Source organism: Xanthomonas sp. SHU 308, from assembly GCF_000364645.1.
Classification (GTDB): Bacteria; Pseudomonadota; Gammaproteobacteria; order Xanthomonadales; family Xanthomonadaceae; genus Xanthomonas_A; species Xanthomonas_A sontii.
The window spans coordinates 1-7,856 of record NZ_AQOK01000281.1 but is presented as its reverse complement, the minus strand read 5'-3'; the positions used below and the strand labels follow the sequence as shown (position 1 = coordinate 7,856).

Genomic DNA, 7,856 nt, shown 5'->3' with positions numbered 1-7,856 from the left:
CGGCGCCGGCGTGGTGGCCAAGATCATCAAGTAATGCCTTCCGGCGGCGCAGGCCGCCGGCTGGGATCGCCAGCGACCTCGGTCGCCGGCATCGCGAAGGGTCGGCGCAAGCCGGCCCTTCGTCGTTTTCGAGTGTGCGAACGTTCTGGCGATTTGTTGGCGCGAGGTGTTGCGGAGGCGTGAAGTCGTCGCTATAATGCGCGGCTCGGCGTTCCTGGGTAGGGCGCCGGTAAGACAGCGAAAAGAGAGGCAGGACGCCGCTCGTGTTCGCAGGACCGGGAAGGTCGCGTCGCATGGAGCACTCAACAGCCCCGGGTTGTTGACGCTGCTCTAGCTGCGCATTATACTTTTCCGTCTGGGCAGGCCGGGTCGACTGGTCTGCCCCAGTTTTTGGGGCGGAGGAATGCCCCCGCCGAGCCGGATGCTCTGCGGTACGACATCAGGAAACAACCGGGGCAGGTATCCCAGAGGCCTTGCCCGTCGCTCTTTTAACGAAGGAACCCACCGTCATGGCGGACCAAAAGATCCGGATTCGGCTGAAGGCGTTCGATCATCGTTTGATCGACCGTTCGGCCAGCGAGATCGTCGAGACGGCCAAGCGGACCGGCGCGCAAGTGCGTGGCCCGATCCCGCTGCCGACCAAGATCGAACGCTACACCATCCTCGTTTCCCCGCACGTCGACAAGGACGCGCGTGACCAGTACGAGACCCGCACGCACAAGCGCGTGCTCGACATCGTCGACCCCAACGACAAGACCGTGGACGCGCTGATGAAGCTCGAGCTCGCGGCTGGCGTCGATGTCCAGATCAAGTTGACCTGAGGACTACGACCATGACGAAGAAGTATTCGTTGGGCTTCGTGGGCCGCAAGGCCGGCATGAGCCGCGTCTTCACCGAAGACGGCCGCTCCATCCCGGTCACCCTGATCGAAGCGACCCCGAACCGCATCACCCAGCTCAAGACCGTCGAAGCCGACGGCTACAGCGCCGTGCAGATCACCGTGGGCGCCCGTCGCGCCGCGCTGGTCAACAAGCCGGCGTCCGGCCATTTCGCCAAGGCGAAGGTCGAAGCGGGTCGCGGCCTGTGGGAGTTCCGCGTCGAGGACGCGCAGCTGGGCGAGTTCGCCGTCGGCGGCGAAATCAAGGCGGACATCTTCGCCGTCGGCCAGAAGGTCGACGTCCAGGGCGTCACCAAGGGTAAGGGCTTCCAGGGCACCATCAAGCGGCACAACTTCCGCATGGGCGATGCCACCCACGGTAACTCGCTGTCGCATCGCGCGCCGGGTTCGCTGGGTCAGCGCCAGACCCCGGGTCGCGTTTTCCCGGGCAAGAAGATGTCCGGCCACATGGGCGCGGTGCAGCAGAGCACGCAGAATCTGGAAGTGGTCAAGGTCGACGTCGAGCGTGGCCTGATCGCCATTCGCGGCGCTGTGCCTGGCGCTGCCGGTGGCGACGTGATCGTGCGTCCGGCTAGCAAGGCATAAGGAGAGATGACGATGGAACTCGTTATCACGGGTAGCAACAACAAGGTCTCGGTCTCCGACGCCGTGTTCGGCCGCGATTTCAGCGAGGATCTGGTTCACCAGGTCGTCGTCGCCTATCGCAACGCCGGCCGTGCCGGCACCAAGGCGCAGAAGACGCGTTCGGAAGTCAACGGCACCACCAAGAAGTCGAAGAAGCAGAAGGGCGGTGGCGCTCGCCACGGCGCGCTGACCGCTCCGATCTTCGTCGGCGGTGGCGTGACCTTCGCGGCCAAGCCGCGCAGCTTCGAGCAGAAGGTCAACCGCAAGATGTACCGCGCGGCCATCTGCGCGATCCTCTCGGAACTGAACCGCCAGGGCCGCCTGATGGTCGTCGACGCGTTCGACGTCGAGGCCAGCAAGACCAAGGGCCTGGTCGAGAAGCTGAAGGGTCTGGAAGTGGGCAAGCGCCCGCTGATCGTGACCGAAGAAGCGTCCGAGCATCTGTACCTGTCCGCCCGCAACCTTCCCTACGTGGAAGTGCGCGACGTGCAGGGCCTGGATCCGGTGTCGCTGGTCGGGGCCGACACGGTCGTGATCACCGCCGATGCGGTCAAGAAGGTCGAGGAGTGGCTGGCATGAGCAGCAACGAAAAAATCTTCAGCGTGCTGCGCGCTCCGCGTGTCTCCGAAAAGACCGCGCGCCTGCAGGAACTCTCCAATCAGTACGTCTTCGAGATTTCGAACGAAGCCACCAAGGCCGATGTCAAGGCCGCGGTCGAGCAGCTGTTCGACGTCAAGGTCGAGTCGGTCAACGTGTTGAACGTCAAGGGCAAGAACAAGTCCTTCCGTTCGCGCAGCGGTCGTCGCGGCGATTGGCGCAAGGCGTACGTGCGTCTGGCCGAAGGCCAGTCCATCGACGTAACGGCCAAGGCCTGAGGTACATCCCATGCCATTGATGAAATTCAAGCCCACCTCCGCAGGCCGTCGTTCGGCCGTGCGCGTGGTCACGCCCGATCTGCACAAGGGCGCCCCGCACGCTGCACTGGTGGAAAAGCAGAGCAAGTCCGGTGGTCGTAACCACCACGGCCGCATCACCACCCGCCACGTCGGCGGTGGCCACAAGCAGCACTACCGCGTCATCGACTTCAAGCGCAACAAGGAAGGTATCCCGGCGCGCGTGGAGCGGATCGAATACGATCCCAACCGCACCGCCCATATCGCCCTGCTGTGCTACGCCGACGGCGAGCGCCGCTACATCATCGCGCCGAAGGGCCTGAAGGCCGGCGACCAGGTGATCGCGGGTTCGGATGCGCCGATCAAGACCGGCAACACCCTGCCGCTGCGCAACATCCCGGTCGGTACCACCGTCCACGGGATCGAGCTGAAGCCGGGCAAGGGCGCGCAGATCGCGCGTGCCGCCGGCGCCGCGGTGCAACTGGTCGCGCGTGAAGGCATCTACGCCACCCTGCGTCTGCGCTCCGGCGAAATGCGCAAGGTGCCGTCCGAGTGCCGCGCCACCATCGGCGAAGTCGGCAACGACGAGCACAACCTCGAGAAGCTGGGCAAGGCGGGCGCCAAGCGCTGGCGCGGCGTGCGTCCGACCGTTCGCGGTGCGGCCATGAACCCGGTCGACCACCCGCACGGTGGTGGTGAGGCGAAGGCCGGTCAGGGTAATCCGCATCCGGTCACCCCGTGGGGTGTCCCGACCAAGGGTTACAAGACGCGCCATAACAAGCGCACCGAACAATTCATCGTCCGCGATCGTAGGGGCTAATCGACCATGGCACGTTCACTCAAGAAGGGCCCGTTCGTCGATCACCACCTCGTCAAGAAGGTGGAGGCCGCGGCCGGTAGCAAGCGTCCGATCAAGACCTGGTCGCGTCGCTCGATGATCCTGCCGGAGATGGTGGGTTTCACCATCGCCGTGCATAACGGCAAGAACCACGTTCCGGTGCTGGTCAACGAGAACATGGTCGGCCACAAGCTCGGCGAATTTGCCGTCACCCGGACCTTCAAGGGTCACGGTGGCGACAAGAAGTCGGGCCGGTAAGGAGAGATGACGATGGAAGCGAAAGCAATCCTGCGCACCGCGCGCATCTCCCCGCAGAAGGCCCGCCTGGTCGCCGATCAGGTCCGTGGTCTTTCCGCCGAGCGGGCGGTCAACCTGCTGAAGTTCTCGGACAAGAAGGCTGCCCACCTGATCAAGAAGGTGGTGGAGTCGGCGATCGCCAATGCCGAGAACAACCAAGGCGCGGATGTCGACGAGCTGAAGGTCAAGACCATCATGGTTGATGAAGGTCCGACCCTGAAGCGTTTCATGGCGCGGGCGAAAGGCCGCGGTACCCGCATCCTCAAGCGCACCAGCCACATCACTGTGGTTGTGGGCGCCGCCAAGTAAGCGGAAAGGAAAAGACGATGGGTCATAAAGTTCATCCGATCGGAATCCGCCTGGGTATCGCCAAGGACTGGAATTCCAAGTGGTACGCCAACAAGGCCGAGTTCGCCGGTTACCTGGCAGCCGACCTCAAGGTCCGCGAAATGCTGCGCAAGAAGCTGGCGCAGGCGGGCATCAGCAAGATCCTGATCGAGCGTCCGGCCAAGACCGCGCGCGTGACGATCCACACCGCCCGTCCGGGCGTGGTGATCGGCAAGCGCGGTGAGGACATCGAGAAGCTGCGCAAGGAAGTGAGCGAGATGATGGGCGTCCCCGCCCACATCAACGTCACCGAAGTGCGCAAGCCGGAGCTGGACGCGCAGCTGGTCGCCGAGTCGATCGCGCAGCAGCTGGAGCGTCGCATCATGTTCCGCCGTGCGATGAAGCGCTCGGTCGGCAACGCGATGCGCCTGGGTGCCCTGGGCATCAAGGTCAACGTCGCCGGCCGTCTGAACGGTGCGGAAATCGCCCGTTCCGAGTGGTACCGCGAGGGCCGCGTGCCGCTGCACACGCTGCGTGCCGACATCGACTACGGCTTCGCCGAAGCCAAGACGACCTACGGCATCATCGGCATCAAGGTCTGGATCTACAAGGGCGAGATCTTCGATTTCTCCCAGGTTGGCCAGGAAAAGCAGGACGATTCCCCGCGCAACGATCGTAACGATCGCGGCGACCGTGGCGACCGTCCGTCGCGTCCGGCCCGTGAAGCGAGGTAACGGCAATGTTGCAACCCAAGCGAACCAAATACCGCAAGATGCACAAGGGTCGTAACGACGGCCTGGCGTGGAGCGGAAACGCCGTCAGCTTCGGCGAGTACGGGCTGAAGGCCACGGCGCACGGTCAGCTGACCGCGCGCCAGATCGAAGCGGCGCGCCGCTCGATCAGCCGCTACGTCAAGCGCGGCGGCAAGATGTGGATCCGCGTGTTCCCGGACAAGCCGATCACCAAGAAGCCGATCGAAGTGCGAATGGGCTCCGGTAAGGGTAACGTCGAGTACTGGGTCGCGCAGATCCAGCCCGGTCGCATGATCTATGAAATCGAAGGCGTCGGCGAAGATGTCGCGCGCGAGGCGTTCCGCCTGGCCGCTGCCAAGCTTTCGGTGACCACCACCTTCGTGACCCGGACGGTACGCTGATGGACATCAAACAACTCCGCGAGAAGTCGGCCGACGATCTGAAGGCCCACCTGACCGATCTGCGCAAGGAGCAGTTCGCCCTGCGCATGCAGCAGGTCACCGGGCAGCTGCCGAAGACTCACGAAACCCGCCGGGTGCGCCGCGAGATCGCTCGCGTCAAGCACCTGCTCGGCAGCACGAAGTAAGGATGGCCGCGATGAGCGACAATAACGAAAGCAAGACGCTGCGCACGGTCGAAGGCCGTGTGGTCAGCAACAAGATGGACAAGACCGTCACCGTGCTGGTGGAGCGTCAGGTCAAGCATGCGCTGTACGGCAAGTACATCAAGCGCTCGACCAAGCTCCACGCCCACGACGCCGACAACGCCTGCAACGAAGGCGATGTCGTGCGCGTGACCGAGATTGCGCCGATGTCCAAGACCAAGAACTGGCGGGTGGTGGAAATCGTCACCCGCGCGGCCGAATAAGGGAGATCTGAATCATGATCCAGATGCAGAGCTACCTCGACGTCGCCGACAATTCCGGTGCCAAGGAAGTGATGTGCATCAAGGTGCTCGGCGGCTCCAAGCGCCGCTACGCGCACATTGGCGACATCATCAAGGTCACCGTCAAGGACGCGATCCCGCGCGGCAAGGTCAAGAAGGGCGAAGTCTACGACGCCGTCGTCGTGCGTACCCGCAAGGGTGTGCGTCGTCCGGACGGTTCGTTGATCCGCTTCGACGGCAACGCCGCGGTGTTGCTCAACAACAAGCAGGAGCCGATCGGCACGCGCATCTTCGGGCCTGTGACCCGCGAGCTGCGGTCCGAGAAGTTCATGAAGATCGTCTCGCTCGCTCCCGAAGTGCTGTGAGCGGAGGACATACACATGGCTAACCGTATCAAGAAGGGCGACCAGGTCGTCGTCACCACCGGCAAGGACAAGGGCAAGCAGGGCGAAGTCGTCCGCGTCGACGGCGACCGCGTGGTCGTCTCCAACGCGAACATCGTCAAGCGCCACACCAAGCCGAACCCGCAGGCGGGCGTCGCCGGCGGCGTGGTCGAGCGCGAAGCGTCGATCCATATTTCCAACGTTGCGATCCTCAACCCGGCCACGGGCAAGGGCGACCGCGTTGGCTTCAAGGTGCTGGAGGATGGACGCAAACTGCGTGTGTTCCGCTCCAGCGGTGAGGCGCTCGACGCCTGAGGAATGACACAATGACTTCCCGTCTCGAAAAGATCTACAAGGAAGAAGTGGTACCGGCTCTGATGAAGAAGTTCGGTTACACCAATCCGATGGAAGTGCCGAAGCTGGTCAAGGTCACGCTGAACATGGGCGTGGGCGAAGCCGCGACGAACAAGAAGATCCTGGAAAACGCCGTCGCCGACATGGCCAAGGTCTCCGGCCAGAAGCCGGTGGTGACCAAGTCGCGCATCTCGGTGGCGTCGTTCAAGATCCGCGATGGTTGGCCGATCGGCTGCAAGACCACGCTGCGTCGCGCCAAGATGTACGAGTTCCTGGACCGCCTGATCAACATCTCGCTGCCGCGCGTGCGCGACTTCCGTGGTGTCTCGGGGCGTTCGTTCGACGGCCGCGGCAACTTCAACATGGGCGTGAAGGAGCAGATCATCTTCCCGGAAATCGACTTCGACGCCGTCGACGCGATCCGCGGTATGGATATCGCCATCACCACCACCGCCAAGACCGACGCCGAAGCCAAGGCGCTGCTCGAAGCGTTCAAGTTCCCGTTCCGTAACTGATTGACAGACGGGATTCGGGATTCGGGATTCGGGATGGAAAGGGCGTTGCGCCCGTCACATCCCGGATTCTGGAAATCTCCAATCCCCACTCTCGAATCCCGAGGATTTACAGATGGCAAAGACCTCCATGGTCAACCGCGACATCAAGCGCAAGAAGCTGGCGAAGAAGTTCGCCGACAAGCGTGATGCGCTGAAGAAGATCATCGCCTCCGGCACCGCCTCGTACGACGAGAAGGCCGAGGCCGTGACCAAGCTGCAGAAGCTGCCGCGCGATTCGTCGCCGAGCCGCCAGCGCACCCGTTGCGAACTGTCGGGCCGCCCGCGTGGCGTGTACGGCAAGTTCGGCCTGGGCCGCAACATGCTGCGCAAGGCGACCATGAACGGCGACGTTCCGGGCCTGCGCAAGGCCAGCTGGTAATTCCAGCGGCACCGGTCCCGTTCGCGGGGCCGGGCAGGGTGGTCCAGCCGCCCGCGTGTCGTTCAGACAACGAGTCCGACGCAAGTCGGACTTTTTGTCGTATACTCCCGCTCCTTGCCTCGCGGCAGGGACGGGTATGGCAGCCGCCGCGGGTTCCTCCGGCGGTTGCGCGCTTCACCCCCTGCGTCATTCCACCGCTCCACCACACAAGATTTTCGCGAAAGCGGATATCGGTGCACTCAAAGGTAGACACCATGAGCATGACTGATCCCATCGCCGACCTGCTGGTCCGCATCAAGAATGCGGCCGCGGTTGGCAAGCCGACGGTGAAGATGCCGTCCTCCAAGATCAAGGTTGCGATCGCGGAAGTGCTGAAGGCCGAAGGCTATATCAGCGATCTGCGCGTCAACGCGATCGAGAACAACAAGTCCGAGCTGGAAATCGTGCTGAAGTATTTCGAGGGCCGTCCGGTCATCGATACGCTCAAGCGCGTGTCGCGTTCGGGTCTGCGCCAGTATCGCGGCAAGACCGAGCTGCCGAAGGTTCTCGGCGGTCTGGGCGTTGCCATCATTTCCACGTCCAAGGGCATCATGACCGATGCGCAGGCCCGTCAGGCCGGCGTCGGTGGCGAAGTCCTGTGCTTCGTGGCCTAAGGGAAGGAGCACTCACATG

Annotated in this window: 16 protein-coding genes; all 16 read left to right on the top strand. The window is 63.4% G+C overall.

Features of this window, described 5'->3' with window-relative positions:
- The first annotated feature begins 509 nt into the window (after positions 1–509).
- The gene (gene rpsJ / locus D588_RS0110315; protein ID WP_010341589.1) at positions 510–821 is read left to right on the top strand and encodes a 30S ribosomal protein S10; all 312 of its coding nucleotides are present in this window, start codon (positions 510–512) and stop codon (positions 819–821) included.
- Positions 822–832: 11 nt separating this feature from the next.
- Complete coding sequence (gene rplC / locus D588_RS0110310; protein ID WP_010341590.1) at positions 833–1,483, top strand: 50S ribosomal protein L3; 651 nt, start codon at positions 833–835, stop codon at positions 1,481–1,483.
- A gap of 12 nt (positions 1,484–1,495) precedes the next feature.
- Positions 1,496–2,101 (top strand): 50S ribosomal protein L4, encoded by a 606-nt coding sequence (gene rplD, locus D588_RS0110305; protein WP_010341591.1) that lies wholly within the window; start codon positions 1,496–1,498, stop codon positions 2,099–2,101.
- Entirely contained in the window at positions 2,098–2,397 is a 300-nt protein-coding gene (gene rplW, locus D588_RS0110300; RefSeq protein WP_010341592.1) for a 50S ribosomal protein L23, read from the top strand. The genes rplD and rplW overlap by 4 nt, the downstream gene beginning before the upstream one ends.
- A gap of 10 nt (positions 2,398–2,407) precedes the next feature.
- Positions 2,408–3,235 (top strand): 50S ribosomal protein L2, encoded by an 828-nt coding sequence (gene rplB, locus D588_RS0110295; RefSeq protein ID WP_010341593.1) that lies wholly within the window; start codon positions 2,408–2,410, stop codon positions 3,233–3,235.
- Between the two features lie 6 nt (positions 3,236–3,241).
- Positions 3,242–3,511, top strand: coding sequence for a 30S ribosomal protein S19 (gene rpsS, locus D588_RS0110290; protein WP_010341594.1), 270 nt, complete (start codon positions 3,242–3,244; stop codon positions 3,509–3,511).
- Between the two features lie 12 nt (positions 3,512–3,523).
- Positions 3,524–3,859, top strand: a complete 336-nt coding sequence (rplV, locus tag D588_RS0110285) for a 50S ribosomal protein L22 (protein WP_003470663.1) — start codon at positions 3,524–3,526, stop codon at positions 3,857–3,859.
- 17 nt (positions 3,860–3,876) lie between these two features.
- Positions 3,877–4,611: a 30S ribosomal protein S3 gene (gene rpsC / locus D588_RS0110280; RefSeq protein ID WP_010341595.1), complete on the top strand. Its 735-nt coding sequence runs from the start codon at positions 3,877–3,879 to the stop codon at positions 4,609–4,611.
- A 5-nt stretch (positions 4,612–4,616) separates the two neighbouring features.
- Entirely contained in the window at positions 4,617–5,030 is a 414-nt protein-coding gene (gene rplP, locus D588_RS0110275; RefSeq protein ID WP_003470657.1) for a 50S ribosomal protein L16, read from the top strand.
- Complete coding sequence (rpmC, locus tag D588_RS0110270; RefSeq protein ID WP_010341597.1) at positions 5,030–5,215, top strand: 50S ribosomal protein L29; 186 nt, start codon at positions 5,030–5,032, stop codon at positions 5,213–5,215. Before rplP ends, rpmC begins: the two co-directional genes overlap by 1 nt.
- Before the next feature lie 11 nt (positions 5,216–5,226).
- Positions 5,227–5,496 (top strand): 30S ribosomal protein S17, encoded by a 270-nt coding sequence (rpsQ, locus tag D588_RS0110265; protein ID WP_010341599.1) that lies wholly within the window; start codon positions 5,227–5,229, stop codon positions 5,494–5,496.
- Positions 5,497–5,510: 14 nt separating this feature from the next.
- Positions 5,511–5,879, top strand: coding sequence for a 50S ribosomal protein L14 (rplN, locus tag D588_RS0110260; RefSeq protein ID WP_003486699.1), 369 nt, complete (start codon positions 5,511–5,513; stop codon positions 5,877–5,879).
- A gap of 15 nt (positions 5,880–5,894) precedes the next feature.
- Positions 5,895–6,212, top strand: coding sequence for a 50S ribosomal protein L24 (gene rplX, locus D588_RS0110255; RefSeq protein WP_010341604.1), 318 nt, complete (start codon positions 5,895–5,897; stop codon positions 6,210–6,212).
- Between the two features lie 11 nt (positions 6,213–6,223).
- Positions 6,224–6,766 carry a 50S ribosomal protein L5 gene (gene rplE, locus D588_RS0110250; RefSeq protein WP_010341606.1) on the top strand — a complete coding sequence of 181 codons (543 nt, stop codon included), beginning with the start codon at positions 6,224–6,226 and terminating at the stop codon, positions 6,764–6,766.
- Between the two features lie 112 nt (positions 6,767–6,878).
- Positions 6,879–7,184 (top strand): 30S ribosomal protein S14, encoded by a 306-nt coding sequence (gene rpsN / locus D588_RS0110245; protein WP_010341607.1) that lies wholly within the window; start codon positions 6,879–6,881, stop codon positions 7,182–7,184.
- A 254-nt stretch (positions 7,185–7,438) separates the two neighbouring features.
- A complete protein-coding gene (rpsH, locus tag D588_RS0110240; protein WP_010340446.1) occupies positions 7,439–7,837 on the top strand; it encodes a 30S ribosomal protein S8 in 399 nt (132 codons plus the stop codon).
- The last annotated feature ends 19 nt before the right edge of the window (positions 7,838–7,856 follow it).

Coding starts and splice junctions, on each gene's coding strand:
- rpsH (WP_010340446.1), top strand. CDS start 7,439: ATGAGCATGACTGATCCCATCGCCGACCTGCTGGTCCGCATCAAGAAT.
- rpsS (WP_010341594.1), top strand. CDS start 3,242: ATGGCACGTTCACTCAAGAAGGGCCCGTTCGTCGATCACCACCTCGTC.
- rplE (WP_010341606.1), top strand. CDS start 6,224: ATGACTTCCCGTCTCGAAAAGATCTACAAGGAAGAAGTGGTACCGGCT.
- rpmC (WP_010341597.1), top strand. CDS start 5,030: ATGGACATCAAACAACTCCGCGAGAAGTCGGCCGACGATCTGAAGGCC.
- rplD (WP_010341591.1), top strand. CDS start 1,496: ATGGAACTCGTTATCACGGGTAGCAACAACAAGGTCTCGGTCTCCGAC.
- rpsC (WP_010341595.1), top strand. CDS start 3,877: ATGGGTCATAAAGTTCATCCGATCGGAATCCGCCTGGGTATCGCCAAG.
- rpsN (WP_010341607.1), top strand. CDS start 6,879: ATGGCAAAGACCTCCATGGTCAACCGCGACATCAAGCGCAAGAAGCTG.
- rplB (WP_010341593.1), top strand. CDS start 2,408: ATGCCATTGATGAAATTCAAGCCCACCTCCGCAGGCCGTCGTTCGGCC.
- rplP (WP_003470657.1), top strand. CDS start 4,617: ATGTTGCAACCCAAGCGAACCAAATACCGCAAGATGCACAAGGGTCGT.
- rplC (WP_010341590.1), top strand. CDS start 833: ATGACGAAGAAGTATTCGTTGGGCTTCGTGGGCCGCAAGGCCGGCATG.
- rplV (WP_003470663.1), top strand. CDS start 3,524: ATGGAAGCGAAAGCAATCCTGCGCACCGCGCGCATCTCCCCGCAGAAG.
- rpsJ (WP_010341589.1), top strand. CDS start 510: ATGGCGGACCAAAAGATCCGGATTCGGCTGAAGGCGTTCGATCATCGT.
- rpsQ (WP_010341599.1), top strand. CDS start 5,227: ATGAGCGACAATAACGAAAGCAAGACGCTGCGCACGGTCGAAGGCCGT.
- rplN (WP_003486699.1), top strand. CDS start 5,511: ATGATCCAGATGCAGAGCTACCTCGACGTCGCCGACAATTCCGGTGCC.
- rplX (WP_010341604.1), top strand. CDS start 5,895: ATGGCTAACCGTATCAAGAAGGGCGACCAGGTCGTCGTCACCACCGGC.
- rplW (WP_010341592.1), top strand. CDS start 2,098: ATGAGCAGCAACGAAAAAATCTTCAGCGTGCTGCGCGCTCCGCGTGTC.